Here is a 23,819-nt window from a genome sequence, read left to right as displayed (position 1 = left end):
GATCGGTGTCGGCACTGAAGCGGTGGGCGAATCCACCGTAGCCCGGCTCAGTCGTCGACGGACTGGAGGTAGGCGGTCAGCTTTGCCTCGTCACGACCCAGGTCCTTGACGTCGAAGCCCAGCTTGGCGCTGGCCTCCTCCGAGGTGAGCGAGAAGGTGTCGGTGCCGGATCTGACCTCGACGCGGTCGAGGTTCGCGACGGTGCCGAGGAGCAGCGTGACGGGCGTCGTGAAGTCGACGGTGTCGAACGGCTTGGAGAGGGAGTCGTAGGCCACGGTCGCGACATACGGCCGGGACGTGGTGTACAGGGCGATCGTGTGCGTGCCCATGCCGCCGAAGCCGGCGTTGGCGGTGAGCGCCGCGACCTCGGAGTTGTCGCCGACGTAGGGAGTCCGGTTCTGCCACAAGGCGTGAGCCCGGCTGGGCGCGTCCATCTCGGGCACCGTCGGCGTGGAGCCCGACGTGCATCCGGTGAGGGCCAGGGCCCCGAGCATCATCGTGCACACCGACCGTCGATGCATGTGTCGTCCCCCGTCAGACCCTGTTGGTGCCGCTCCCGCCGTCCTGCGGCGCCGGCGGTGCCCGACTGTAGTGGCTGTCGCAGTGTCGCGCCCGTCGGCGCGCAAGAGCGACCGGGTGCGCGACGTCTCCGGGCGTGCGATTGCCGGGCCCCTCGCCGCGTTGATGACGAGTGGCGCAAGCGCAGACTGCACCCGAGGGGGCTGCTCATGGCAGGCTTCGGGCCTGTGACCTCCTCGTCGAACCAGGCAACCGAGCCCGAGGCTCCGTTCAAGACCCTGGTGGCAGAGGGCGTGCCCGAGCTCGACCGACGGTTGTCCGACGAGCTCGACACGGTGAACGCCGCTGCCACTGAAGGTGTCGCCCCAGCGCGTGAGCTGACGGTGCAGATCGTCGATGACGGCGGGGTTCTCGCCGCTGGCCTGAGCGGCTGGACCTGGGGTGTCGCGGCCGGCATCGGGATGACGTGGGTGTCGGAGCGCGTCCGCGGCGAGGGCCTCGGCGCCAGGCTACTGGCGGCCTTCGAGGACGAGGCGCGCACCCGCGGCTGCACTCACGTCTTCGTCACCTCGTTCACCTTCCAGGCGCCTGGGTTCTATGAGCGTCATGGGTATCACGAGATCTTGCGGTGGGAGGGCGTTCCCACGCCCACGTCTGCCGACGTGCACTTTCGCAAGGAGCTGTGAGCGCCGCCAGGTCGCTGATCGAGAGCGAACGGAGGCTGCGCGAGCTCGTGCAAGTGGGCCTGGCTCCGGCCCCTTCACTGGTGTACTTGGTCGATGGACCCTGCCGAGCTCGAGTGGATCGCGTGGACGACACCGATCACGACTGCGTTCGGTTCAGAGGTGGCGGCCTCGGACTTCAGCGGTCGCACCGTTGCGTGTCGCCAGCACATCCTTGCCGACACGATCCCGATCTTCACGCCCCTCGTCGCAGCCGGGGCTCGAGTGCGACTGGCGCCGTGCAACCCTGACAGCACCGACGACCGCACGGTCGCTCACCTCATGTCGATCGGTGTCGAGGTCCGGGCGCGTGCCGGCATGAGCGCAGGCGAGCTGGGCGAGTCGCTGGCCTGGCTCGTCAGCGAACCGGCAGATGCCTTGTGCGACATGGGCGGCGACCTCATTGCCGGCGTTGCTGCTGCAAGCCACCGGCCTGCCGGGGCGCTCGAGGCGACAACGACGGGGCTGCACCGCCTCGACGGGCTGGACATCCCGTTCCCCGTGCTCGACTGGAACGGGATCGCGCTCAAGAACCTGATCCACAACCGCCACCACGTCGGCGTCGAGACGTGGCCCGCGTTCACTGCCATCACGGGCCTGGCGCTCTACGGGCGCGAGGTCGTCGTGGTCGGATTCGGACCGGTGGGACAGGGAGTCGCTGCTCGGGCGCGCGACCTCGGCGCCGTCGTGACAGTCGTCGACCTCGACCCGGTGCGTCTCGTCCAGGCGCGGCACGACGGATGCCGGGTTGCCGAGATGGACGCGGCGCTGCGCACGGCGAGTGTGGTGATCACTGCCACAGGTTTCGACGGCGTGCTGGGCGAGCAGCAGCTGTCGGAGGTCGCTGATGGCGCCATCCTCGTCAACGTCGGCCACAGTGACCGCGAGATCGACGTCGACTGGCTCGACCGTCATCCGCGCACGCCGATCCGACGGCATCTCGATCGCTACGAGCTCGACCGTCGGCAGGTCTACCTGCTCAACCGCGGCAGCCTGGTGAACCTCGCAGCAGGGCTCGGGATTGCTGCTCCCCAGCTCTTCGATCCGTTCGCGGCGATCATGCTGCTTGGACTCGACGCCGTTCTCAGCGGACAGGCCGCGCAGCTGCCGAACGGCCTGCAGCCCTATCCACAGGCGCTCGAGGCCCGTGTCGCCCGGGCGCTCGCGACGGGCCCGGACAGCAAGACCTCGCGGACGTGAGGCGTCACTGAGGCGAGCGAGGACGCGTACATGGCGTGTTGTCCCTCCTGCGCCGCTGCCATCCCGAAGCATGCCCTGTCCGGTGGAGGATCAGCGTCGCCGCTGTCCTAGGGTTGGTCGCCGATGTGGCCATGGGGCAGGTCTCGGCCCGCCCCTGTGAAGCCGCCGTCGCCGACCCCCCTGATGAAGGACTGCCAAGAGCTCACATGATCAACGTCCTGCTTGCTGGCGGCATCTCGATGGCCGTTGCGCTGCTCTGCACGAAGCCCTTCATCGCCCTGCTGGTCCGGCGTCGCTACGGCCAGTTCATCCATGACGACCTGGCCCACCACCAGGTCAAGCGCGGGAAGCCCACCATGGGTGGCGCGGTGATCATCGCAGCGGCGTTCGTCGGCTACTTCGGCTCACACGCCGTGCTGGCGCTGCTGACCGGCACCGGGGCGCTAACGGTGATCCACAACGGGATCTCTCTCAGCGCCCTGCTGGTGCTCTTCCTCCTCACGGGGCTCGGACTGGTGGGGTTCCTCGACGACTACACCAAGATCCGCAAAGAGCGAAGCCTCGGCCTGACGGGACGACAGAAGCTCATCGGGCAGGCGCTGGTCACCGTCATCTTCACCTTGGCCGCGTTGTTGGTGACCAACGAGCAGGGGCAGTCACCGGCATCGACGGCGGTCTCGTTCGTCAGGGACACCGCCGTCGACCTCGCCTTCGCCGGTCCGGTGGTGGCGGCGCTCCTGGTCATCGCGTGGGCCGGCGTGCTCATCGCGGGGGCCTCCAACGGCGTGAACCTCACGGACGGCCTCGACGGCCTGGCCACCGGAGCCTCGGTCATGGTGTTCGGGGCGTACACGCTGATTGCCATGTGGCAGTACAACCAAGGCTGCTCGGTGGCACCGGGACCCAGATGCTACGACGTCGCCGACGCGCTCGACCTCGCGGTCATCGCCTGCGCGATCGGCGGTGCCTGCTTCGGGTTCCTCTGGTGGAACGCCTCGCCGGCCGAGATCATCATGGGCGACACCGGCTCGCTCTCCCTCGGCGGCGCCTTGGCCGGACTCGCCATCCTCACCCACACGCAGCTGCTGCTCGTTGTGCTGGGCGGCCTCTTCGTCATCGTCACTGCGTCGGTCATCATCCAGGTGGCGAGCTTCAAGCTCACCGGCCGGAGAGTCTTTCGGATCGCCCCGCTCCACCATCATTTCGAGATGGTGGGGTGGTCCGAGGTCACCATCGTGGCGCGCTTCTGGATCATCGCCGGGATCTGCATCACGGCAGGCCTCGCGCTCTTCTACGCCGAGTGGCTCACGACCTAGGCGTGCGATGGGCGCTGGGGCCTCAGGCGCCCTCTGGTGGCATCGGCTTGACGACCGTGAGCAGAACCACCGCGTCCTCGAGCGCGGTCAGCGAGTGCCGGGCGCCAGGGATGATGACGTGATCGCCGACCGCGCCCTCCCAGGTGTCCTCGCCGCTGCTCAGCCGAACGCGACCCTGAACGACCTGCAGGGTCGCCTCGCCGGGGCTCTCATGCTCGGAGAGCGTGGAACCCGAGACGAGGGCGATCACCGTCTCGCGCAACGAACGGTCATGACCTCCGTGGATGGTCTGAGCCGACCTGCCGCTCGCGGCACCACGAGCGGCCTCGAGCTGCGCGTCGGCAAGGGACGACAACGACGTCGATTCCATAGCCACACCTCCTTCGGTGACCATACCCGTCGACGCTTGCACGGCTCGGCCACGGCGCTTCCGGAGACGGTGTGACGCACGATGGCGTGGTTCAGGGGATGCTTCGCTGCGTGTCGCCATCGCTGGGGGAGTAGTCGGTCACGGTGTCCGCTCCCCGACCGCCGATGAAGGTGTCGGCGCCGACCCCGCCCGTCAGGACGTCGTTGCCGTTGCCGCCGTCGAGCCGGTCCGGGCCGTCCCCGCCGATCAAGACGTCGATGCCGTTGCCGCCCTTGATGACGTCGGCCCCACCCGCGCCACAGATGAGGTCATCGCCGTTGCCGCCGGACATGACATCGGCTCCGCTCGTGCCGAGGATGACATCGGCTGCGGTGCTTCCTCGCAGCGTGCCGGTGTAGGGCTGCCCTGCGTCCGGGCCGCCGATCACCATCCCGTCCTTGACGTAGATGGTGGGGTCCCGCCCCTCGCAGGTGGCCACTGGCTCCGGAGTGAGAACGAACGTCCGGAAGAGGTAGTCGTAGGCCTGGCCCAGGGACGGTGACCCCGCTCCGGCAGGGTAGGTGTCCCCGACCGACAGCGACCACAGGAAACTGAAGGGACTGGTCGCCGGCAGCACGATGGCGTACCGGGTGCCTGCGTGGACGTGGACCGGGGGGATGATGTCCACCGAGAGCCAGCCGCCGCCGGCCGGGTCGCCGGCCAATGTCGGCAGCGTCGCGATGTCCGCAGACCCGACGCCGAGGGGGGCACCCACGGGGACGCCGGAGCCGTCGACGGCGGTGATCTGGACCGACAAGAGAGCACTGGAGCCGCTCAGTCGGAAGCCCTGTGCCTCTATGCGGTCAAGCGTGCCGTCGCGGCCTGCCGTGAAGGTCTGCGCCTGTTGTTCGACGGTCCCCAAATAGCTCTGTGCAGGCACGTCGTTCGACTAGTCCACGGTGCTCGTCGGGCTTGGCGTTGTCGCCCAGGCCAGCTGGGGAGCAGCGATCACCACCAGTGAGGCAAGGATCGCGACGGGCATTCTCGACCAGCGCTTGAGCGACATGAGCGCCCTCCTCCATCAGGTGCACACCTTTGCATCGGCCCCGATCCGCGCAAGGTAGCACCGTCGAGGGTGGCGCGACCAGAGAACGTCGCCTCGTCCACGCCCCTCAGGCGGTGCTTCGACGCACCGGCTCGGGGAGCAGGGTCACCTCGGGTGTTGGAGCAGTCGGTTGCCAGGGCCCGTCAAGGACGGTTGCCTCGTGGTCACCGGGCCAGGGCGGCATGGTGATGCAGAGGAACTTGAGTGGGCCAGGGCCGGTGCAGCGGTACTGGAATGCGGTCCCGACCGGGATCTCGATGGACACGCCTGCGGTCAGAGGAGTCGTCTCCTCACCAGTGTCGTCCTGTCGCCAGATCTGGCCTTGGCCGGAGAGGACATGCCAGAACTCGCTCACCGTGGCATGGACGGTCGCCCGGTTCACCTGCCCTGGCGGGACGGTGGAGTGGATCATGCCGCCGGTCTCTGACTCGATCAGGTGTCGGATCTCTGCTCCTGCGGGGGAGCGTGCGTCGGGGGCGGACGGTAATGGGCGAGTCTGCATGGTGGGCCTCCGTTCTGGTCCCCACCATTGTCCGCGCCGCACGCGTGGGTGGCCTCGGTCCTCGACGTCCGGGGGCGGGCGACAGCGTTGGCCGCCAGTGGGCGATCATGAACCTCGTGGATGACCAACAGGCGCCGCGGACGGCCGTGGGTGAGGCGAAGGTCATCACGCTCTGCGGCTCGACCAGGTTCGAGGCTGAGTTCGCGCAGGTCAACCAGCGGCTCACGATGGAGGGTTGTGTCGTCATCAGCCTCGGAATGTTCAGCCTGCCCGATCTTCCGGGTTACGACTGGACGGCCGACCGCCGGGACCTCAAGGGGCGGCTCGGTGGCGTGCACTTCCAGAAGATTCGCATGGCTGACGAGGTGTACATCGTCGATCCGGGCGGTTACCTAGGTGAGTCGACCCGACGCGAGATCGCCTATGCGGAGTCTCTCGGCAAGCCGGTTCGATATCTGAGTCGCGACCGCCTCGCCGAAGCGGGAGATCGCCCTCAGGCGTAGGTCCGACTGAGCCGCCTGATCGGGCAAGAGCAGGGCGACCCTCGGGCGGCGCACTGCCGCGCCCTCAGGCCTCGGTCACGGAAGGAAGCGTGCCGCTTCTCGGGAGCACCAGCGACAAGCCGAACCGGTCGGATAATCAAGGGGTGGGCCGCGAGCAAGAGACGAAGCAGGGTCCTGAACCCGCTGACTACCGAGGGTTCCTCCGCATGGTGCCCCTCTTCGCCGATCTCGACGCCGCCGACCTCACGCGGCTGTGCGAGATGGTGCACGAGGTGGATCTCGAAGCAGGCGAGGTGCTCTTCCACGAGGGCGCCCTTGCCGACCGTGCCTTCGTCCTGCATCGCGGTGAGATCGAGGTCGTCAAGCTCGTCGACGGCCACGAGGTCCAGATCGACACGCACGACGCACCGGGGACGGTCATCGGCGAGATGGCGCTCCTCGAGGAGACGACGCGGCTGGCCTCGGTGCGTGCCACGCGCCCCACTCACCTGCTGGCTCTCGACCATGAGCAGGTCGTCTCGCTCCTGCACGTCAGCCCGACTGCCGCGAGAGTCATCCTGCACACGCTGACCCGGCGGTGGCGCTCACTCGAGGCGCATGTCCACCACAACGAGCGGATGGCCCAGCTCGGCACCCTGGCCGCAGGGATCGCCCACGAGCTCAACAACCCCGTCGCCGCGGTGGTGCGCAGTGCGAGCCAGCTGACTGAGCTCCTCGATAGATCGACGCAGGCCCGCCTCGAGCTCGAGCGCTCGGACCTCTCGGAGGGGCAGCAGGCGAGGCTGGACGCCGTGACCGAGCAGATCGAGCAGGCCGTGCACCAGCCGCCGACAGCTGACGGCCTGACGCGCGTTGACGCCGAGGACGCGGCGGGGGGCCTGGCTCGAGAATCACGGCATCGGCCAGGCCTGGCAGCAGGCGTCCACGGTGGCAGCGCTGGGGCTCGGTCCCGCGCAGCTCGACCGGCTGGAAGAGGACTTCGGACCCGAACGTATGCCGTCGCTCGTGCGATGGGTGTCGACGTCCGTCACCGTGCGCTCCCTGCTCGTCGAGATCGGGCATGGAGCGACCCGCGTCTCCGAGACCGTCGCGGCCCTCAAGTCCTACGTGCACCTCGACGAGGCGACCGTCCAGAACGTCGACGTCACCGAGGGTCTCGAGGACACCCTCCTCTTCCTCCGCCACCGTATGCCGCCGGGCGTGCACGTCGAACGCGCCTACTCGCCGGACCTCCCGCGCGTCGGCACGTACGCGAGCGAGCTGAACCAGGTCTGGACCAACCTCCTCGAGAACGCCCTCGACGCCGTTGGCGGCCACGGCACGATCACCCTGCGCGCGGCGAAGGAGGCCGCGGGAGTCGTCGTCGAGGTCGAGGACGACGGCCCGGGGATCCCGGCCGCCGACCAGGCGCGTGTCTTCGATCCGTTCTTCACGACGAAGCCGCCGGGCGAGGGCGCCGGCCTCGGGCTGGGCACGTGCCACCACGTCGTCGCGCGACACGGCGGCCGGATCACGGTCGACTCGAGACCGGGTCGCACCGTCTTCCGCGTCGAGCTGCCGACCGACCTCGGCACAGCCCCGGCGCCCGCCGCACCCACTCCCGGGGGGCCGAGCGCCCCTCAGCGCAGGTTGTAGAACTCGCGGTGGATGTTGGCCGGCTTCACCCCGGCGCGGACGAGATCGCGCTGGATGGCGCTCACCATCTGCTCCGGCCCGCAGAGGAAGGCCGAGAGCATGTGGGCGTCGACGCCGGCGCTCTCGAGCACCTGCACCGCCGTCAGCCGCGGCGAGGTCTCGGTGTCGATGACGTGCAGGTGCAGCTCGTCGTGGTGGGCAGCGAGGTGGGCGACCTCGTCGGCGAGGGGAGCCGGCCCACGCGCGGTGTAGAAGAAGTCGACGCGCTGCGGCAGGGCCCCCACCTCGGCTGAACGCAGCCAGCTGAGCATCGGCGCGACCCCGATCCCTCCGGCGACCCAGACCTGGTGCTCGGTCCCGCGGGTGTAGTCGAAGTGCCCTTGCCGGCTGCTGATGACGGCCGGCATGCCGGGTTCGACGAGCTCGCCGATGCTCGACGTGAAGTCGCCGAGCGCGCGCACGGTGACGCGAATCTCTCTCTCCTGCGGGCCGCTTGCGATCGTGAAGGGGTGCCGGTGCCAGCCGTCGCGAGCCTCGAGGTTGACGAGCGCGAACTGTCCGGGGCGGAAGGAGAAGCGCTCCCCGAGCGGGCGCAGCCAGATCTCGAAGGCAGCATCGTCGATAGGCTCGACCGAGGACACCTCGTAGTCATGCGTGTGGGCGAGTCGCCGCGCGAGCAGCTCGCGGTAGAGGTAGAAGGCCAGCCCGACTCCGCCGACCACGACGTAGGACCAGCGCAGCAGCTGCGAGCCGAAGACGGAGGAGTCCATGAGCCCGTGGACGAAGCCGAACGCGAGGAAGATGCCGGTGAGGCGGTGGAAGGCGCGCCACAGACCGTAGCTGCCGACCCAGCGCCCGACATGCCGCACCGGCGCCGACGACATGACGCGCTCGACCGGCGTCCGCAGCGGTCGAGGCGTGATCGAGCGCCAGCGCGGGGCGATGGCCCACACGGTGAGGGTGGCGAGGCCGACGATGCCGATGGTGCCGAGCGTCGGGCCGAGCTGGGTGGCGTTGGGGTTGCCCGTCGTGGCGATGTGCACGCCGATGAGGATGGTGCCCGTCATGGCGACCCTCCGGTGCCAGACCGCCGCCTTGTCGACGCCGTCGAAGAACTGCTCCACCCAGCGCAGCGTGCTGATGAGGACGAGCCCGACCGACAGGAGCAGCACGCCCTCCGCGCCGATGAGCTGCCCGATGAAGGGTCCGACGTCACCGGCAGGCCGAGCCGCCACCCACAGGAGGGCGAACGCGACGACGAGTGCCGCGATGGTCAGGGGCCCGATGAGGCGGGTGATGAGGTGCGCTCCGCGGTAGGGCCTGCGGTGTCGCACCGGTGTCTGCACGGCCATGCTGGGTCTCCGCTTCGGGTCGGGGCACACGGCGCTGCGCACAGGGACTCTCGAGGTGATCCGCTCCGTCACCGAGGGCCGGCGCTGCCGCGCGGCGAGGAGGAGATCATTGGCTTCCTCGTACCCCTCGGACGCGGTCTGGTGACGCGCCATAGTGGGACGGTGAGCAGTCAGCGGGGACCGTGGACCTTCGACCCGGAGGCGGTGGGCAACGCGGAGACCGACGCATGGGTGTCGTACTACCGCCGTGAGTGGTGGGCCTTTCTGAAGGCGGCGTACGTGATGGTGCACGAGGGCTTCGGCATGGGACGCATCCGCACGGTGCAGGGCGCCTACTACGTGCTGCGGGCCAACCAGAAGTGGGCCCCCTACCCGGAGAACGACGCCGATGCCGCCCGCGAGTACATGCGCCGCTTCTACGCGCTCGCGCTAAGAGGGGTCGACCACGGGTTGGACCCGGTCGAGGCGGCTCGGCGCGAGGTGGAGTGGTGGCGGCTGCACCGGGAGCACCAGTACGGCCTCGTCGGCGAGGAGGAGCCGCTCGTCGACTCTCTCGTGAGCCTCTACTCCTACGTCTACGACGTGCCGGGGGAGACCGTGCGGGAGGCGGCGCGGCAGCGGGTCCTCGCGATGGAGCACTCCGACGCGTGGGTGCGGTCGGGCCGCGACCTCGCCAGCCCGCTGCTCGCGAAGGAGCGGGAGGCACTGCTCGCGTCCTACCGCGCCCTGCGGGCGGCCGTCGGTTCGTGACAGCGGGGGCTGCGGCGTAGGGGCTTCCTGCCTTCACTCGGCGAGCTCGAACGCGAGGCGCAACCACCCGCATACCTCGTCGTCGACCTGCGCGGGCTCGTCGAGCTCGAGGTGGTGCATCCACACCCCCGCGGACGGGTGGACGACGTCCTTGAAGCGCGCCGACGCGAGCTCCTGGGGGAGTGCGAGAGACAGGACCGCAGGGACGTCGCTCTTCACGTACTGTCCTGGGCGCCACACGTAGGCGAAGCCCCGGCGCCTCCGGAAGGCGATCTGACTCTTCGACACCGTGACCTCTGCGGGGCCGAGCGCTTCGACGGCCCTCGCCACGGCGGCATACACCGCGAGCCCCCGGGGGTGCCCGGCGAAGAACTGCGCGGGGGTGCGCTCGGCATCGGCGTGCACCCGTCCACCGTAGCCAGCCCGCCTCGAGAGCAGGCCCCTGCGACCCGGCTGCCGCCTGCGGTATGCCGTGCAGCGGGCTGTTCGGGTCAGCCTCGCGCGCTCACCTCACGACTGCGGTGGCGACGGCTCCAGCGAGGGGAGCGCCCATGAGCCGTCGAAGAACGCGGCGCGCGGGCGGTAAAGGCGGACGAGGTAGTTCCAGCCGCCGCCCGGGACGGGGATGGTGTTCGAGCCCGTCACGGAGTCGTCCGGCACGAAGCGCACCGTCACCGATCCGTCGCCGTTGCGATCGGCAGTGACGCTGTTGAGCGTGTAGCGACCTGAGGCGTTGGGCTCGAAGAAGCCAGCGCCGTTGTAGACGCTGACCGACCAGAAGGCGTCGACGGGCACGTCCTTCAGGGTGAGCTCGTAGCGGCCGGGGGCAACCTGCGGGTCGACGCCGACGTATGCCGCCTCGCTCGTCGGGAGCCCACCCCAGCCCGCCGCCGTGCCGATGAGGTGCCGCACCGGGTCGACCTCCTCGCGGGAGCCGAAGGTGCGGTCGAAGGCGGTGAGGTTGCGCGCGAGGTCGAGCAGCGCGTCGCGTGTCTGGTCGAGCGACACCGTGTCGTAGTCGGGGGCGCGGAAGGGCTCGCTCGACCCGGCAGCGAGCACCACGCCGTCCTGGATGGCGGCGACGGCGGTCAGGTCGGCGGGTTCGTTGGGGTCGACCAACGTGCGCAGTGCGACGAGCGCGTGACCCGAGCCCACGCGATCGGCCGTGAGGTGGTGCACCCCCGCATCGTGCAGGACGTCGACGACGTAGTGGCCCTCGTTGACGACCATGGCCGAGAGGTAGCGACCGTCGGTCTCGGGAAGGGTGAGGTCGGCGCCATGGGAGACGTCGACGACGGCGAAGCTGTAGAGCGTGTCGCGGTTGAGGCGGATCACGGTCTGCTCATCGATGGGCGCGGGCTGACGCTTGTGGCTCAAGACGTTGACCCCACCGGCGCTCTGCTGGATGTCATGCAACATGCGCGCGGTCTCGACCTGGACGAAGTTGTCGACGTTCACGTGCATCGGCATGGTGGATCTTCTCTCGATGAGGGGCAGTGGGGTGAGGCGATCCTACGAAGGTGGGTAGCGCGTCGGGGCGAAAACGTCGCCCAGTCGGCGCCGCGCACCGTCGCAAGGCGAGCGGCAGTCAAACGATTCTTCACTCTCTCGTTGGTCGAATTCTGCTCGCAGTTAACGGAATCCGAAGGCTGCTCCCAGCCTCGGTCGAGAGGGTGAGCGCGTCTCCAGACCATCCCTTGACGGGTCGATCCCCGTCACACGAGAGGCTCACAGTGAACACTCGCACCATCGCCAAGACGGCGCTCGCCAGCACCCTGGCGGCGGCCGCCGCCTTCTTCCTCGGTGGCAGCGCGGACGCGCACGGCGGCCTGCCCGTCGTCAACGTGCCGAACGCCAACCCGAAGTCCGGCATCCAGGGCACGGTGCTCACCCCGGCGGCCACCCAGACGTCCGTCGCGTGGGGCAACCTGCCGCTCAGCAACCCGGACGTCGCCACCGGGGTCACGCACTACGGCTACAACACGCTCGACGGCGCGCCGCTCACGCAGGCGAAGAACGAGGCTCGCAAGACCGAGCCCGACAAGAACGTCTACCTCGTCCTCGGTCGCAAGCACTACCTCTACCAGGGTCACGAGCTGGGGCCGCGCGGCTACGTCACGCGCATCAACCTCGACGAGACCGACCCGCTCAAGCGCGTCACCCTGATCTCAGACGTCGACACCGCGGGCAACGCCTACCCGACGATCGACGGCATCACGTGGGACCCCTTCACCCAGCAGCTGCTGCTCACGGCAGAGTCGAGCTCACCCAAGGGTGGGGTCTTCGGCGTCGGCCTCGACGCGTTGGGCGACCCCGTCGACGGCGGCCGGGCCACGCGGCTCGGTGCGCTCGGCTCGGGGGGCTACGAGGGCATCCAGAACGACGCCGACGGCAACGTGTGGCTCGTCGAGGACATCGGCGGAGCCGGTGCCGCAGGCGGCAAGGTGCCCAACAGCTTCGTCTACCGCTTCGTGCCGACCGACACGTCGGATCTCACGAAGGGCGGCTCGCTCCAGGCCCTCCAGATCGAGCGCGCGGACGGCACCCCCGTGACGACGTCGCAGCTCCAGTCCAACCCGTCGGACGCCTTCATCGGCGAGCTGCACTCGTACGGAACGTCGTTCGCGACGACGTGGGTCACGATCCACACGGGCGTCGGTGCCTTCGACGCGACGGCAGCCGCCAAGGCGGCGAACGCGACGCCGCTCAAGCGCCCCGAGAACGGCGTCTTCCGTCCCGGCACCGACTTCACGGAGTTCTACTTCACCGAGACGGGCGACACGAGCGCGACGAGCACGTTGCCGGGCGCCGACGGCGGCGTCTTCCGCATCTCGCAGGAGAGCGCGAGCGCCGACACCGGCCGCATCTCGATCGCCGCGGTCGGAGACAAGGAGCACACCGGCTTCGACAACATCGCCTTCGCCACGGCCGACGACCTCCTCGTCGTCGAGGACGCCGGCGATGGGCTGCACACGCAGCGCAACGCGCTCGACTCGGGCTACGTCTTCCACCTCGCCGACCGTGCCGGGGGCGAAGCGTATGCCGCCGGGCGGGATCGCGCTCCGCAGCCGGTCCGCTTCCTTGCCGAAGGGCGCGATGCGTCGGCGACGTTCGACTCGATGAGCGGCCCGTCCTACAACGACGGCGACAACGAGATCACCGGCATCCACGTCTCCGACGGCGACGCCTCGGTCAGCGGCCTGCTGGGCGCCAAGGTGCCGCAGCCCGCGACGTCGACGGCGTGGCGCACGTTCTGGACCCAGCAGCACGGTGACAACACGACGTGGGAGATCAGCTGGAAGGGCGCTCGTCAGCACTGATCACGTCAGGACGATGACCCGTGAGGGCGCGCCACCCGGGAGGGCGCCCTCACGGCACAGGACTCGAGGACGGGCGATGGGAGGCGATAACGGCGTCCTCGACGAGGCGCGCGTTGCCAACGGACCACTGCGCGTCGGTGACGACGGCACTACCCCGGCGCACGGCATCCGCAAAGGCCTCGAGCTGGTAGGTGTAGCTCGACCTCGTGCCGAGGTGCTCGACGACCTCCGGCGCACCAGCGAGCCGCAGCACGAGCGAGTCGCCCTCGTGGGGGACGGGGAACATCGGTACGAAGATCTCACCGAGGCTGCCGCGGACGAGAAGGTGGAAGTCGCGCTCGGCGCAGTCCATGTCGCTGCCACCCGATCCTGTTGCCCCGGAGGGGTAGGCGACCTCGACGAAGAGGCGCTCGTCGACGCCCGGCTTGCCCGGCCGGTCTTCGCGCCAGGCGCTGACGACGCGAGGCTCCCCACCGGCATACGGGCCGAGCAGCCCCAGCGCCACAGGCTGTAGCAGCCGAGGTCCATCGTCGAACCGCCGGCGAGCTCGTGCGACCAGCGCGGGTCCGAGTCCGGCGGCGCCGGCATCGTGAGGATCGCTTCGACGTGCTGGACCTCGCCCACCGCGCGTCTGGCCAGCAGCTGGCGGACCCGTTGGAAGAGCGGGTGGTAGGGGTAGTGGAAGGCCTCCATGAAGACCACCCCGGCAGCGGTGACGGCGTCGCGCACTCGGAGCGCCTCGAAGGCGCTCAGCGCAGCAGGCTTCTCCGACATGACGTGCTTGCCGGCCTCCGCCGCGCGGATGTTCCACTCGGCGTGCAGCGAGTTGGGCAGCGGGTTGTAGACCACGTCGACGTCGGGATCGTCGATGACGGCCGCATACGAGTGGTGGACCCTCTCGACGCCGTGGTCGGCCGCGAAGGCCTCCGCTCGCACCGCGTCGCGCGCCGCCACGGCCACGAGGCGGTGCCCCGTGGCCGCAGCCGGCTCGACGATGCTGAGGGGAGCGATGCGGGCCGCACCGAGGATGCCGATGCGCAGCGGCCCGGCCGCCGTCGGTGGCACTGCCTCGTCATCCATGGGTCAGAGCGCCTTCTCGGCCTCGAGGAGGGTGGCGGCGGCGAAGCGGAGGCCCTCCATCTGGTCGAGCTCCTGGTCCTCGTGCTCGATGTTGACCGGCATGTCGGGGTCGACCTTGTGCAGGGCGCGGAGGAACTCGGTCCAGTAGGCCGTGTCGTGCCCGCGACCGACGGCGACGAAGTCCCACGAGGGGTTCTTCGGCCAGCCGCTCAGCGTCGAGCCGCCGCCGAGGGGCAGGTAGCCCGGCTCACCCTCGGCGACGCGGTAGAAGCTGTCGTCGATGACACCGTTGACCTTGGCCGCGTCGTTGATGCGGGTGTCCTTCGCGGCTGCGATGTAGACGAGCTCCCCGAGGTCGGCGACGGCCAGGACGGGGTCGATGCCCTGCCAGAAGAGGTGGCTCGGGTCCATCTCGGCACCGATGTGCGTGGCGTTCGTCTCCGCGACGAGTCGGTGCAGCGTGCGCGGGTTGAAGACGATGTTGCCGGGGTGCATCTCGATGGCGACCTTGACGTCGGCGTCGGCGGCGCGGGCTTCGACGTCCTTCCAGTAGGGCACGGCGACGCTCCACTGGTGGTCCTGCACGTCGAGGAACGGGCTCCACCAGGGGAGCGGGTTCCACACGGGGACAGACGTGCCCGGCTCGCCACCGGGAGCGCCCGACATCGTGATGACGCGCTTGACCCCGAGCAGGGCCGCGAGCTCGATCGAGTCGATGAGGTCCTGCGAGTGGGGGAAGCCGGCCGCCGGGTGTAGCGGGTTGCCGTTGCAGTTGAGGGCCGTGAGGGTGAGCCCGCGGGAGCTGAACTCGCCGAGATACTCCTGCCGTGCGTCCTCGCTCGCGCGCAGGTCGTCGACGGGCAGGTGGATGGGCGGCAGGAAGCCGCCGGAGTTGATCTCGGCACTTGTGAGCCCGAGGCTCGCGATCATGTCGAGAGCCTCGCCGAGCGGCTTGTCGCCGAGGCAGGCGTTGTAGGCGCCGATGAGCATGGTGATCCCTTCGAAAAGCTCTGGTGGGGTGGGTATTTCAGGTATGGCTGGGGCAGCTGACGGAGACGGTCGCGCCGCCGGCCGCAGCGGAGCGGGCGACGGCGTCGATGATGGTGAGGTCGCGCACGCCGTCGTCGAACGGTGCGACCTGGGGAAGGCCCCCCTCGATGCCGGCGACCTGCTCGAGGAACGCCCGCGCCTGGTAGCCGAAGAGGTCGCCGACGCCGTAGGAGCAGCCGGGGAAGTCCATCGGCAGGCCGCCCTTGACGTAGGGGTGGTCCGGGCCGGCGAGCACCTGGTTGTAGCCGTCGAATCCATCGCCGCGCAGCTGCCGGATGACCGAGAACTCGGCGGGACGGTCCATGTCCCACTTCGCAGCGCCGTTCTCGGCCATGAGGTCGAAGGCGAGCGAGTTGGCGTGGCCGGGCGCGATGCGGGAGATCGAGAAGGTGCCGACGGCGCCCGACTCGAAGTGCGCTGTGAAGGTGGCGACGTCGTCGTTCTCGACCGGCTCGCGCACGTCGCTGAGCTGCGCCTTGGCGTGGCCGTAGGTCGTGCCGAGCGGCACCGCGCGCTCCTTGACCTTCGTCGTGAAGGCGCCGCCGCTGACCGAGGTCATCGGGCCGCAGACGAACTCCGCAAGGTCGATGAGGTGGCTGCCGATGTCGGCGAGCGCTCCCGTGCCCGGGCCGCCCTTGTAGCGCCAGGCCATCGGGGTCTCGGAGCTGCGCGCGTAGTCGCACCAGTAGCGGCCGTTGAAGTGCGACACCTCGCCGAGCTCGCTGTGCAGCAGGGCGCGGATCGCGGCGACGGCGGGCTGCCGGCGGTAGACGAAGCCGACCCCGCTCACGAGGTCGGGGTGCGCCTCGGCGGCGGCGACCATGGCGGTCGCGTCCTCGAGGCTCGCCGCGAGGGGCTTCTCGCACAGCACGTGCTTGCCGGCGGCCAGCAGCGCCTCGACGATCGCGCGGTGGAGGTGGTTTGCGACGACGACGCTGACGACCTGGACGTCATCGGCCTCGAGCAGCTCGCGCCAGTCGGTGCCGTAGCGCTCGTAGCCATAGCGCTCGGCGGCATCCTTGGCCACGCCTTCGTTGGCGTCGACCACGGTGGCATACCGAATGGGGGGCAGCGGGGGGTCGAAAAGCGTTGGTGCTGTGCGGTATCCGGCGCAGTGAGCGCGACCGGCCATGCCGGCGCCGATCACGGCGACGCCGATGGGTGAAGCGGTCATGATGTGCCTCTCTGAACATCACGGGCCGAGGGAGGCTCCGGCGCTTTTAAAGCGCTTTAAGGTGTGGTGAGATCAGTGTGCAGAGCCGTTGGCCACCGTGTCAACACTTTGTACTGACAAACTCGTGTCACTCTCAGACCAGCCTCATGGAGGAGCCCGTATGCCGCCCCGCCCGCGTCTCGAGGACGTCGCCGCTCGCGCTCGCGTCTCTACTGCCACGGCCTCGCTCGTGCTGCGCGGCAAGCCGGGGCCGGGTGCGGCGGCTCGGGAGGCCGTGCTCGATGCTGCGCGCACCATCGGCTACCGCCCCGACGCCGCAGCCAGCCTGCTCGCCCGGCGCCGCACCCAGCTGCTCGGGGTGACGATGGACGTCAGCAACCCCTTCCATGCTGAGCTGCTCGAGGAGATCCAGGCGGCCGCTGACGCCCGCGGCTACGACGTCGTCGTCAGCCCCCTGACCCGCACTCGTGACGAGCGGCGCGCGGTGGAGTCATTGCTCGACTTCCGGTGCGAGGGGTTGCTGCTGCTCGGCCCCTCGATGACCGCTGCGGAGCTCGCCGAGCTGGGGGAGCGGCAGGCGGTCGTCGCTATTGGTCGGCGCGTCACCTCGCCCGGCGTCGATGTCGTGCGCGCGGCCGACGACGTCGGGGTCGGGCTCGCCGTCGAGCACCTCGCCGGCCTGGGCCACCGCCAGGTCGTCTTTGTCGAAGGGCGCCCAGGTCCCATCACGACCCTCCGTCGACAGGGCTATGTCAGGGCGATGGGGCGCCTCCCCGGTGTGGCCGCTGCGCGCACGCTCGCTGGGGGCGACACGGAGGCCGACGGGGTGCGCGGCGCAGAGCGCCTGCGTGCCGAGCTGCCGACGGCGGTCATCGCCTTCAACGACCGCTGCGCGCTCGGACTTCTCGACCGGTTGCGGCGCGACGGTCTCGACGTGCCCCGCGACGTGTCGGTCGTCGGCTATGACGACAGCCCCGTGGCCCGGCTCGCGACCATCGACCTCACGACCGTCAGCCAGGCGCCGCACGCGATGGCCGAGGCCGCCGTGGCCGCGGCCGTCGAGCGTCTGGAGGGCCACCGCAGCGAGCCCGCCGACGTCGTGCTCGAGCCGCACCTCGTCGTCCGCGGCACGACGGCACCTCCGACGGACCGCACCTAGAGTGGCGACCATGAGCGAGTGGAACGACAAGATCATCGAGGAGTTCCGTGCCAACGGCGGCAAGGTCGGTGGCAACTTCGAGGGGGCACCGCTGCTCCTGCTCCACAGCACCGGCGCCAAGTCCGGGCTGCCGCGCGTCAGCCCGATGATGTACCAGGCCGTCGACGGAGGCTGGGCCGTCTTCGCCTCCTACGCGGGACTCGACGTCCACCCCGCTTGGTATCACAACCTCAAGGCCAACCCCGAGGCCTCGATCGAGGTCGGCACCGACACGATCGACGTCACGGCGCGCGAGCTGGCGCCCGACGAGCGGACGCCGGTGTGGGAGGAGCAGAAGCGCCGCTACCCGGGCTTCGCCGGCTACGAGAAGAAGACCGACCGAGTCATCCCGGTCATGCTCCTCACCCGCCGCTGAGCAGCGGCGCGGTGCTGGTGCGCACGACCAGCTCGGGATCGATGACCGTGGCCGGGCCGGGAGCAGCGCCGGACAGCCGCGCGTCGACCGTTCTGATCGCTGCGGTGCCGAGCTGCTCGGCGTCCTGCCGCACTGTCGTCAAGCCGACGTGGGGGTATGCCGCCTGGCTGATGTCATCGAAGCCGACGACCGACACGTCGTGGGGCACTCGCAAGCCCGCCTGACGCACGACGTCGATGAAGCCAAGGGCGCAGCGGTCGTTGAAAGCAGTGACGGCAGTGGGTCGATCACGTTCAAGGGCGAGGAACTCCGTTGCTGAAGAGGCGCCCTCGAGCTCGGTCAACCCGCCGGGGTACACGTGCTCCGGCAGGCCGCCGGCCCGGCGCAGTCCCGCGCGATAGCCGCGGCGGCGCTCGGCCGCGCCCGCCGCGCGTCCGCCGTCGAGCAGGGCGATGCGCTCGTGACCGAGCTCGACGAGGTGGGCCACGGCGAGCTGGAGCCCCGCTGCGTCATCAGTGCGCACGACGTCGACGCCGCCGGAGACGGCCCGTAGGACACTGACGACGGGCAGCTGTGCGGCAAGGCGCCCGAGCTCGCCGGCGCCCAGGGTGCTGCCGAGGGCGACGATCGCCTCGCACCGCTCGGCGAGCAGGGTCTCGACGGCCGCTGACTCCGATCGCTCCGGCGTCACGCCGCTGAGGACGACCTCATAGCCGGCGGCGTCGGCGTGGGTGTAGAGGCTCTGCAGCAGGTCACCGTGGAAGGCTGCGCCGACGGAGAAGGTCACACCGATCATCCGGGTTCGGCTGCGACCGAGCCGGCTCGCACGCGTGTCCGGCCGGTAGTCGAGCTCCCGGGCGGCGGCGAGCACCCGCTCGCGGGTGGCGTCGGAGGCCCCGGCGACGCCCCGGAAGACGATCGACACGAGCGCGCGCGAGACACCGGCGCGCGCAGCGACGTCCTCCATCGTGACCCGGTCTGATGCCATGCCGTGATTCTAGAGCGCTCTACTCAATGTGCCGCAACCCCTTGACCTCGGTCGCGGCGACCCGCTTCACTAGGAGCACTAGAGCGCTCTAGCAGCGCAGCCACGAAGGAGCAGCGATGTCCATCCCCGACCCCGTCCGGATCGGCCTCATCGGAGCCGGCCGCATCGGCACCTACCACGCCACGACTCTGGCGCGCCGCCTCCCGGAGGCCGAGCTCGTCGCGGTCGCCGACCCGTTCGAGGCCTCTGCCCAACGGCTCGGCGAGGCGCTGGGGGTCCAGTGGCTCACCGACAGCCAGGCCCTCATCGACGACCCTCGCATCGACGCGGTCGCCATCACCTGCGCGAGCACCGCCCACGCCGACCTCGTCGTGGCCGCTGCGCAGGCAGGCAAGGCCGTCTTCGTCGAGAAGCCCATGGCGATGACTCTCTCCGACGCGGACCGCGCGATCAGCGCGGCGGAGGCGAACGGCATACCGCTGCAGGTGGGGTTCAACCGCAGGTTCGCTCGCGACTTCGCCACGGCTCGCGACGTCGTCACCGCGGGTGGCATCGGCACCCCGCAGCTGCTCCGGTCGCTGACGCGTGACCCCGGGCTCGCCAACCCCGCAGGCGTTCCGCCGTGGACGATCTTCACCCAGACGCTGATCCACGACTTCGACGCGCTCAACTGGCTCAACCCCGGGGCCACTGCGGTCGAGGTCAGCGTCATGGCAGACGCTCTCGTCGCGCCCGAGTTCAAGGACGCCGGGCTGCTCGACACCGCAGTCGTCACCATCCGCTACGACAACGGCGCCATCGCCGTGGCGGAGGCGAGCTTCTCGGCCGCCTACGGCTATGACGTGCGCGCCGAGGTGTTCGGCTCTGCCGGCATGGTCCAGGCCGGCAGCCCGGCGCACCTCACGACCACCCACTGGAGCGCCGCCGGGGTCTCCAGCCCGACGGCCCGCACCGACACCGACCTCTTCGACAGCGCGTATGCCGCCGAGCTGGCAGCGTTCTGCACTGCCCTTCGTGTCGGCACCCCGACGCTGGTCGGTGGGCACGACGCGCGCGCCGCGCTTCGCATCGCGCTCGCCTGCATCGAGTCGGTCGAGGCCGGCGGCACCGTCACCGTCCGCGACACCGACCGGGTCGGTGCCTGATGTCGACGACGGGAGCGAGCCCCTTCACGCTCGCGGTCAGCGCCGAGATGGTCTTTGTCGACCTGCCCTTCGCCGAGCGGGTCCGCCGTATCCACGCGCGCGGCTTCCAGGTCGAGATCTGGGACTGGACCCGGCACGACATCGACGAGCTCGCCGGGCTGCGCGACGAGGGCGTCGTCTACTCGTCGATGACCGGCTACGTCCGCGGACGGCTGAGCGACGCCGAGGGCGCTGACGAGCTGCTCTCCACCGCAAAGGAATCCGTGCCGGTGGCGCAGCGCCTCGGCATCCCACGTCTCAACCTGCACGGCACGGGGCTCGACGATCGAGGCCTGCCGGTGCGACCGGAGCCGGTCGTGACGGGGAAGATGTGGCTGACCGCCCGCTCGACGCTGGCGCAGATCGCCGAGCTGGGCAGGAGCGCCGGCGTGACCTTCGTGCTCGAGAACCTCAACACCGCCGTCGACCACCCGGGTGTCCCGTTCGCGACCGCCGCCGACTGCCTCGCGCTCGTGGAGTCGGTCGACAGCCCGCACCTGCGCCTCATGCTCGACCTCTACCACGCCCAGATCGGCGAGGGGAACCTCATCGAGCTCTGCCGGCGGGCCCTGCCCTTCATCGGTGAGATCCAGGTGGCCGACGTGCCGGGACGCTGCGAGCCGGGCACGGGTGAGATCGCCTACCCCGCGGTGGCCCGAGCCCTTGTCGAGATGGGCTACACCGGTCCGGTCGGACTCGAGGCCTTCGCGTCGAGCGACCCCGAGCTGGCTCTGGCGCGCTTCCGCGAGGCCTTCACCCCCTGACCTTTCCCCGATTCGAGGTGATCCTGCACCCCAGGTGGCTGCCGCGATCACCTCGAATCGGGGTCAGCTCTGGAGGGGGCCGGCCCAGCGCCAGTCGCCGTCGGGTCCGAGGTACTCGACCCGGTTGACGCCGTCCTCGGTCTCCTCCTCGTCACGCGCCCAGAGGAGGGCCTCCGCGTGGTCGGCGTGGTCGCCCTCCGCGACGACGTCGCCGAGGGCATCGAGGAATCGGTAGCGGGGCATGCTCGCGATGCTAGCCCTCGCCAACCCCCACACGGCCCGCCTCCGGGCTACCGTCGGAGGATGGCCGAGAAGCTGAGCCGGCAGGCGGCGTCCGATGCGCTGCCTGCGTGGCGGCACCTGCTCCAGCGCATGCACCTCACCGTGCGGGCGCCCGACTTCGTCACTGCCCTCGACTTCGTCGGTCGGGTCGGACGTCTCGCGGAGGAGCAGGGGCACCATCCCGACATCGACCTGCGCTACGACGTCGTGCACATCGTGCTGTCGAGCCACGACGTCGGCGGCGTCACCGAGCGCGACGTCGCCCTCGGCCGGGCGATCGACGAGGTGGTCGCCGAGTTGGGCCTCGGGTCGGAGCCGAGCAGCCTCACCCAGGTCGAGATCGCCATCGACGCGATCGACATCGACGCGGTCCGGCCCTTCTGGGCGGCAGTGCTCGGCTATGACGTCAAGGCCCGCGACGACCTCCAGGACCGTCTCCAGCTGGGGCCCGCCGTGTGGTTCCAGCAGATGGATGAGCCACGGCCGCAACGCAATCGGATACATCTGGACGTCACGGTCGCCCACGACGAAGCGCTCGCCCGGATCGACCGCGCCCTCGCCGCAGGAGGCCATCTCGTCTCCGACGCCGAGGCGCCGGCCTTCTGGATCCTCGCCGACGTCGAGGGGAACGAGGCCTGCGTGTGCACGTGGCAGGGGCGCGACCCCACGCCACACGACTGAGGTATGCCGTCCGCGCCAGTCAGGCAGCTCCGCGAGGTCAGCGCCAGTCCACCGCATCGGCTGCGGCGAGGCAGATGAGGTCGGCCAGCTCGTCGGGGTGGGTGAAGAGGTTGTTGTGCGAGCCGCCGAGCAGCGAGGTCCGCGTGCGCGCGGAAGACACGGCCGACGTTGCGAGCGTGTCGATCCAGGACGCGGGGGCGAAGGCGTCGTGGACTCCGCTCGTCACCGTGAGCGGCGCGCGCAGCGCGGCGATGCGTCGCTCCGGGGCGTCACGCATGCCGGAGTGCAGCATCTCCACGATGCTCGTGCGTCCACGGCCCACCTCGGCGGGGTCGAGCTCGCGAGGTCTGTCGTCGCGGTAGGCGAAGGGCGTGACGGCCGCCAGCGGCAGGATGCGACGCTGCCCGGGCGGGAAGGTCGGGCCGGCCATGACGAGCGAGTATCCGCGGCGCTCACCGGCGAGAGCGAGCGCCGCGGTCAGTGCCGCCTGCGAGCCAGTGGAGTGACCGACCACGACGACGGGACGGTGGGCGGCCCGAGCCCGGACCCAGCCGGCTGCCGACAGACCGATGGCGTGGATGTTGGGCCGGGTCGGCCGTGGCCGCGCCGCACCGAAACCCGGCAGGTCGAGCACCTCGCAGTCGAGTCCGCGAGCCGACAGGGCGCGCGCCGTCGGCAGCGTGTAGAACGGCAGCCCGAGCCCCGGCAGGATGACGACGAGCGGTCCCTCGGCCTCTGCGGGAGGCGCTGACACCCGGAGCGAGCGCACGGCCCGCCCCCCAACCGGCGTCGACCGCTCGCGGACGTCCGATCGCTCGCGGACGTCCCCCACCGTGGTCGCCATGTCGCGAGACTAGCCGTGCAGCGACGCCCGACAAGGCCTCTGTCGAGCCTTACGCGCGACGACTGGTGGTCCAGCCGGGGAGGATGCCGCTGTCGAGGGCGCGCTGGCGCAGGGGAGCCGCCAGCTCCACGACGCGCCGGGTCCCGTCGAGACCGAGGTGCGCCCAGCCCTCGAGGGCGAGCCGGTCGGTGTCGCGCTCGAGTCCCTTGCGGAAGGCGACGCCCTCCTCGGTCAGGGCGCCGCCGGAGACGAGCCCCCGCGCCACGAGTCGCTGCTCGGCGGCCGCCCACTCCTCGTCGGTCCACCCGCGAGTTGCCTTGAGGAAGGGCGTATTTCGGGCAAAGAGCCCATTGAGCACGAGGGACTCCACGGGGTCGAGGGCGGCTGCGAGCAGGAGTGCGATGTGCCCGTCGCCGCGGTGTTCGCGCACGAGTCCGGCAGCGTGCCAGAGCGCCACCCGCGGGTCGTCGGGCCACGCGAGACCCGCGTGGGCGGCATAGAGCGGGCGCCCCGGGGGCCTCAGCCCCTCGCAGGCCGTCCGCACGAGACCCAGCAGCTCAGCCAGCTCCACCTCGTCGACGTCGCCGAGCACTCGCTCCAGCACGACGCCCATGGAGTCGCGCCGGGCCTGCTGCACCTCGTCGGGCGAGGCCGCCGACCACGACGCGGGCAGGGCCTTGGCGTGCAGCCACGGCGCGAAGACGTAGAACGTCGCGGTCGGGACCTCGGGACCGACCGCTCCGAACGCAGCCGACCGCGCCGCGAAGTAGCTGAGCCGCGGGCGCAGGCCGAGCGCGACGAAGGCGGCCGTCACCTCCTCGGCGAAGTAGCTGAGCACGTGGACCGTCTCCAGCGCGCCCCACGCCTGGCGGGAGGCGCGCACCAGCTCGGCGTCGTCCGTGAGGTCTGTCATGGCTGCACCCTA

27 protein-coding genes and 2 pseudogenes are annotated in these 23,819 nt (G+C 70.2%); 13 read left to right on the top strand and 16 right to left on the bottom strand.

Going from position 1 to position 23,819, the window contains the following annotated elements:
• Positions 1-47 precede the first annotated feature (47 nt).
• The gene (locus FBY41_RS06080; protein WP_141842429.1) at positions 48-521 is read right to left on the bottom strand and encodes a DUF4825 domain-containing protein; all 474 of its coding nucleotides are present in this window, start codon (positions 519-521) and stop codon (positions 48-50) included.
• 225 nt (positions 522-746) lie between these two features.
• On the opposite strand from FBY41_RS06080, the gene FBY41_RS06075 reads away from it, so the two are divergent.
• The 3 genes from FBY41_RS06075 (at position 747) to mraY (ending at position 3,757) form a co-directional block, all read left to right on the top strand.
• Positions 747-1,205, top strand: coding sequence for a GNAT family N-acetyltransferase (locus FBY41_RS06075; protein WP_260439580.1), 459 nt, complete (start codon positions 747-749; stop codon positions 1,203-1,205).
• Positions 1,206-1,298: 93 nt separating this feature from the next.
• Positions 1,299-2,441, top strand: a complete 1,143-nt coding sequence (locus FBY41_RS06070; protein WP_141842427.1) for an NAD(P)-dependent oxidoreductase — start codon at positions 1,299-1,301, stop codon at positions 2,439-2,441.
• Positions 2,442-2,647: 206 nt separating this feature from the next.
• Positions 2,648-3,757, top strand: coding sequence for a phospho-N-acetylmuramoyl-pentapeptide-transferase (gene mraY, locus FBY41_RS06065; RefSeq protein WP_141842426.1), 1,110 nt, complete (start codon positions 2,648-2,650; stop codon positions 3,755-3,757).
• A 22-nt stretch (positions 3,758-3,779) separates the two neighbouring features.
• Here mraY and FBY41_RS06060 read toward each other — a convergent pair whose 3' ends face one another.
• From FBY41_RS06060 to FBY41_RS06050, 3 genes are all read right to left on the bottom strand, one after another.
• The gene (locus FBY41_RS06060) at positions 3,780-4,127 is read right to left on the bottom strand and encodes a cupin domain-containing protein (protein WP_141842425.1); all 348 of its coding nucleotides are present in this window, start codon (positions 4,125-4,127) and stop codon (positions 3,780-3,782) included.
• A 91-nt stretch (positions 4,128-4,218) separates the two neighbouring features.
• Complete coding sequence (locus FBY41_RS23570; protein ID WP_221629209.1) at positions 4,219-4,923, bottom strand: calcium-binding protein; 705 nt, start codon at positions 4,921-4,923, stop codon at positions 4,219-4,221.
• Positions 4,924-5,278: 355 nt separating this feature from the next.
• Positions 5,279-5,623, bottom strand: a complete 345-nt coding sequence (locus FBY41_RS06050) for a cupin domain-containing protein (RefSeq protein ID WP_221629208.1) — start codon at positions 5,621-5,623, stop codon at positions 5,279-5,281.
• Between the two features lie 206 nt (positions 5,624-5,829).
• Here FBY41_RS06050 and FBY41_RS06045 point away from each other — a divergent pair, with 206 nt between their 5' ends.
• Positions 5,830-6,216 (top strand): hypothetical protein, encoded by a 387-nt coding sequence (locus FBY41_RS06045; RefSeq protein ID WP_221629207.1) that lies wholly within the window; start codon positions 5,830-5,832, stop codon positions 6,214-6,216.
• A 206-nt stretch (positions 6,217-6,422) separates the two neighbouring features.
• A pseudogene (locus FBY41_RS24235) lies at positions 6,423-6,683 on the top strand (cyclic nucleotide-binding domain-containing protein); the annotation flags it as partial.
• Between the two features lie 117 nt (positions 6,684-6,800).
• Here FBY41_RS24235 and FBY41_RS06035 read toward each other — a convergent pair.
• Positions 6,801-7,037, bottom strand: coding sequence for a hypothetical protein (locus FBY41_RS06035; protein WP_141842422.1), 237 nt, complete (start codon positions 7,035-7,037; stop codon positions 6,801-6,803).
• A 106-nt stretch (positions 7,038-7,143) separates the two neighbouring features.
• Here FBY41_RS06035 and FBY41_RS06030 point away from each other — a divergent pair, with 106 nt between their 5' ends.
• Positions 7,144-7,851 carry a sensor histidine kinase gene (locus tag FBY41_RS06030; protein ID WP_185748913.1) on the top strand — a complete coding sequence of 236 codons (708 nt, stop codon included), beginning with the start codon at positions 7,144-7,146 and terminating at the stop codon, positions 7,849-7,851.
• Here the strand turns inward: FBY41_RS06030 and FBY41_RS06025 are convergent.
• On the bottom strand, positions 7,836-9,203 hold the full coding sequence (locus FBY41_RS06025; protein WP_185748912.1) for a ferredoxin reductase family protein: 1,368 nt from the start codon (positions 9,201-9,203) through the stop codon (positions 7,836-7,838). The two genes, FBY41_RS06030 and FBY41_RS06025, sit on opposite strands and share 16 nt — an antisense overlap.
• Positions 9,204-9,365: 162 nt before the next feature.
• Between FBY41_RS06025 and FBY41_RS06020 the strand changes: the two genes are divergently transcribed.
• Complete coding sequence (locus tag FBY41_RS06020) at positions 9,366-9,953, top strand: hypothetical protein (RefSeq protein WP_141842419.1); 588 nt, start codon at positions 9,366-9,368, stop codon at positions 9,951-9,953.
• Between the two features lie 33 nt (positions 9,954-9,986).
• Here FBY41_RS06020 and FBY41_RS06015 read toward each other — a convergent pair whose 3' ends face one another.
• Together FBY41_RS06015 and FBY41_RS06010 are read right to left on the bottom strand one after the other, a co-directional pair.
• Complete coding sequence (locus FBY41_RS06015) at positions 9,987-10,358, bottom strand: DUF5655 domain-containing protein (RefSeq protein WP_185748911.1); 372 nt, start codon at positions 10,356-10,358, stop codon at positions 9,987-9,989.
• Between the two features lie 105 nt (positions 10,359-10,463).
• A complete protein-coding gene (locus tag FBY41_RS06010; RefSeq protein WP_141842418.1) occupies positions 10,464-11,423 on the bottom strand; it encodes a DUF1214 domain-containing protein in 960 nt (319 codons plus the stop codon).
• 263 nt (positions 11,424-11,686) lie between these two features.
• On the opposite strand from FBY41_RS06010, the gene FBY41_RS06005 reads away from it, so the two are divergent.
• A complete protein-coding gene (locus FBY41_RS06005; protein ID WP_185748910.1) occupies positions 11,687-13,273 on the top strand; it encodes an alkaline phosphatase PhoX in 1,587 nt (528 codons plus the stop codon).
• A 49-nt stretch (positions 13,274-13,322) separates the two neighbouring features.
• Here the strand turns inward: FBY41_RS06005 and FBY41_RS23790 are convergent, their stop codons facing one another.
• The 4 genes and pseudogenes from FBY41_RS23790 to FBY41_RS05990 all read right to left on the bottom strand — a co-directional run bounded on the left by FBY41_RS23790 (position 13,323) and on the right by FBY41_RS05990 (position 16,577).
• Positions 13,323-13,778 (bottom strand): hypothetical protein, encoded by a 456-nt coding sequence (locus FBY41_RS23790; RefSeq protein ID WP_260439643.1) that lies wholly within the window; start codon positions 13,776-13,778, stop codon positions 13,323-13,325.
• 59 nt (positions 13,779-13,837) lie between these two features.
• Positions 13,838-14,353, bottom strand: a pseudogene (locus FBY41_RS24230) (Gfo/Idh/MocA family protein); the annotation flags it as partial.
• A 3-nt stretch (positions 14,354-14,356) separates the two neighbouring features.
• Positions 14,357-15,343, bottom strand: coding sequence for a sugar phosphate isomerase/epimerase family protein (locus tag FBY41_RS05995; protein ID WP_141842416.1), 987 nt, complete (start codon positions 15,341-15,343; stop codon positions 14,357-14,359).
• A gap of 37 nt (positions 15,344-15,380) precedes the next feature.
• Positions 15,381-16,577, bottom strand: coding sequence for a Gfo/Idh/MocA family protein (locus FBY41_RS05990; protein ID WP_141842415.1), 1,197 nt, complete (start codon positions 16,575-16,577; stop codon positions 15,381-15,383).
• A gap of 160 nt (positions 16,578-16,737) precedes the next feature.
• On the opposite strand from FBY41_RS05990, the gene FBY41_RS05985 reads away from it, so the two are divergent.
• Positions 16,738-17,736: a LacI family DNA-binding transcriptional regulator gene (locus FBY41_RS05985; RefSeq protein WP_141842414.1), complete on the top strand. Its 999-nt coding sequence runs from the start codon at positions 16,738-16,740 to the stop codon at positions 17,734-17,736.
• Between the two features lie 10 nt (positions 17,737-17,746).
• A complete protein-coding gene (locus FBY41_RS05980; RefSeq protein WP_141842413.1) occupies positions 17,747-18,151 on the top strand; it encodes a nitroreductase family deazaflavin-dependent oxidoreductase in 405 nt (134 codons plus the stop codon).
• Here FBY41_RS05980 and FBY41_RS05975 read toward each other — a convergent pair.
• On the bottom strand, positions 18,138-19,139 hold the full coding sequence (locus FBY41_RS05975) for a LacI family DNA-binding transcriptional regulator (protein ID WP_141842412.1): 1,002 nt from the start codon (positions 19,137-19,139) through the stop codon (positions 18,138-18,140). The genes FBY41_RS05980 and FBY41_RS05975 overlap by 14 nt on opposite strands.
• Before the next feature lie 116 nt (positions 19,140-19,255).
• On the opposite strand from FBY41_RS05975, the gene FBY41_RS05970 reads away from it, so the two are divergent.
• A complete protein-coding gene (locus FBY41_RS05970; protein ID WP_141842411.1) occupies positions 19,256-20,284 on the top strand; it encodes a Gfo/Idh/MocA family oxidoreductase in 1,029 nt (342 codons plus the stop codon).
• Positions 20,284-21,087, top strand: coding sequence for a TIM barrel protein (locus tag FBY41_RS05965; RefSeq protein WP_141842410.1), 804 nt, complete (start codon positions 20,284-20,286; stop codon positions 21,085-21,087). Before FBY41_RS05970 ends, FBY41_RS05965 begins: the two co-directional genes overlap by 1 nt.
• A 63-nt stretch (positions 21,088-21,150) precedes the next feature.
• Here FBY41_RS05965 and FBY41_RS05960 read toward each other — a convergent pair whose 3' ends face one another.
• On the bottom strand, positions 21,151-21,330 hold the full coding sequence (locus FBY41_RS05960; RefSeq protein ID WP_141824221.1) for a hypothetical protein: 180 nt from the start codon (positions 21,328-21,330) through the stop codon (positions 21,151-21,153).
• Between the two features lie 60 nt (positions 21,331-21,390).
• Between FBY41_RS05960 and FBY41_RS05955 the strand changes: the two genes are divergently transcribed.
• Positions 21,391-22,050 carry a 4a-hydroxytetrahydrobiopterin dehydratase gene (locus tag FBY41_RS05955; RefSeq protein ID WP_141842409.1) on the top strand — a complete coding sequence of 220 codons (660 nt, stop codon included), beginning with the start codon at positions 21,391-21,393 and terminating at the stop codon, positions 22,048-22,050.
• A gap of 37 nt (positions 22,051-22,087) precedes the next feature.
• On the opposite strand, the gene FBY41_RS05950 is transcribed toward FBY41_RS05955, so the two are convergent.
• Both FBY41_RS05950 and FBY41_RS05945 read right to left on the bottom strand, forming a co-directional pair.
• Positions 22,088-22,894 (bottom strand): alpha/beta fold hydrolase, encoded by an 807-nt coding sequence (locus FBY41_RS05950; RefSeq protein ID WP_141842408.1) that lies wholly within the window; start codon positions 22,892-22,894, stop codon positions 22,088-22,090.
• Between the two features lie 49 nt (positions 22,895-22,943).
• A complete protein-coding gene (locus tag FBY41_RS05945; RefSeq protein WP_141842407.1) occupies positions 22,944-23,807 on the bottom strand; it encodes an SCO6745 family protein in 864 nt (287 codons plus the stop codon).
• Between the last annotated feature and the right edge of the window lie 12 nt (positions 23,808-23,819).

This window comes from Humibacillus xanthopallidus (assembly GCF_006716675.1).
GTDB classification, from domain to species: Bacteria; Actinomycetota; Actinomycetes; order Actinomycetales; family Dermatophilaceae; genus Humibacillus; species Humibacillus xanthopallidus_B.
Note: the sequence above shows the minus strand (reverse complement) of the source record. Positions and strands in the feature narration are given on the sequence as shown.

Coding starts and splice junctions, on each gene's coding strand:
- FBY41_RS06080 (WP_141842429.1), bottom strand. CDS start 521: ATGCATCGACGGTCGGTGTGCACGATGATGCTCGGGGCCCTGGCCCTC.
- FBY41_RS06070 (WP_141842427.1), top strand. CDS start 1,299: ATGGACCCTGCCGAGCTCGAGTGGATCGCGTGGACGACACCGATCACG.
- mraY (WP_141842426.1), top strand. CDS start 2,648: ATGATCAACGTCCTGCTTGCTGGCGGCATCTCGATGGCCGTTGCGCTG.
- FBY41_RS06060 (WP_141842425.1), bottom strand. CDS start 4,127: ATGGAATCGACGTCGTTGTCGTCCCTTGCCGACGCGCAGCTCGAGGCC.
- FBY41_RS06050 (WP_221629208.1), bottom strand. CDS start 5,623: ATGATCCACTCCACCGTCCCGCCAGGGCAGGTGAACCGGGCGACCGTC.
- FBY41_RS06025 (WP_185748912.1), bottom strand. CDS start 9,203: ATGGCCGTGCAGACACCGGTGCGACACCGCAGGCCCTACCGCGGAGCG.
- FBY41_RS06010 (WP_141842418.1), bottom strand. CDS start 11,423: ATGCCGATGCACGTGAACGTCGACAACTTCGTCCAGGTCGAGACCGCG.
- FBY41_RS05995 (WP_141842416.1), bottom strand. CDS start 15,343: ATGCTCATCGGCGCCTACAACGCCTGCCTCGGCGACAAGCCGCTCGGC.
- FBY41_RS05990 (WP_141842415.1), bottom strand. CDS start 16,577: ATGACCGCTTCACCCATCGGCGTCGCCGTGATCGGCGCCGGCATGGCC.
- FBY41_RS05985 (WP_141842414.1), top strand. CDS start 16,738: ATGCCGCCCCGCCCGCGTCTCGAGGACGTCGCCGCTCGCGCTCGCGTC.
- FBY41_RS05980 (WP_141842413.1), top strand. CDS start 17,747: ATGAGCGAGTGGAACGACAAGATCATCGAGGAGTTCCGTGCCAACGGC.
- FBY41_RS05975 (WP_141842412.1), bottom strand. CDS start 19,139: ATGGCATCAGACCGGGTCACGATGGAGGACGTCGCTGCGCGCGCCGGT.
- FBY41_RS05970 (WP_141842411.1), top strand. CDS start 19,256: ATGTCCATCCCCGACCCCGTCCGGATCGGCCTCATCGGAGCCGGCCGC.
- FBY41_RS05965 (WP_141842410.1), top strand. CDS start 20,284: ATGTCGACGACGGGAGCGAGCCCCTTCACGCTCGCGGTCAGCGCCGAG.
- FBY41_RS05960 (WP_141824221.1), bottom strand. CDS start 21,330: ATGCCCCGCTACCGATTCCTCGATGCCCTCGGCGACGTCGTCGCGGAG.
- FBY41_RS05955 (WP_141842409.1), top strand. CDS start 21,391: ATGGCCGAGAAGCTGAGCCGGCAGGCGGCGTCCGATGCGCTGCCTGCG.
- FBY41_RS05950 (WP_141842408.1), bottom strand. CDS start 22,894: ATGGCGACCACGGTGGGGGACGTCCGCGAGCGATCGGACGTCCGCGAG.
- FBY41_RS05945 (WP_141842407.1), bottom strand. CDS start 23,807: ATGACAGACCTCACGGACGACGCCGAGCTGGTGCGCGCCTCCCGCCAG.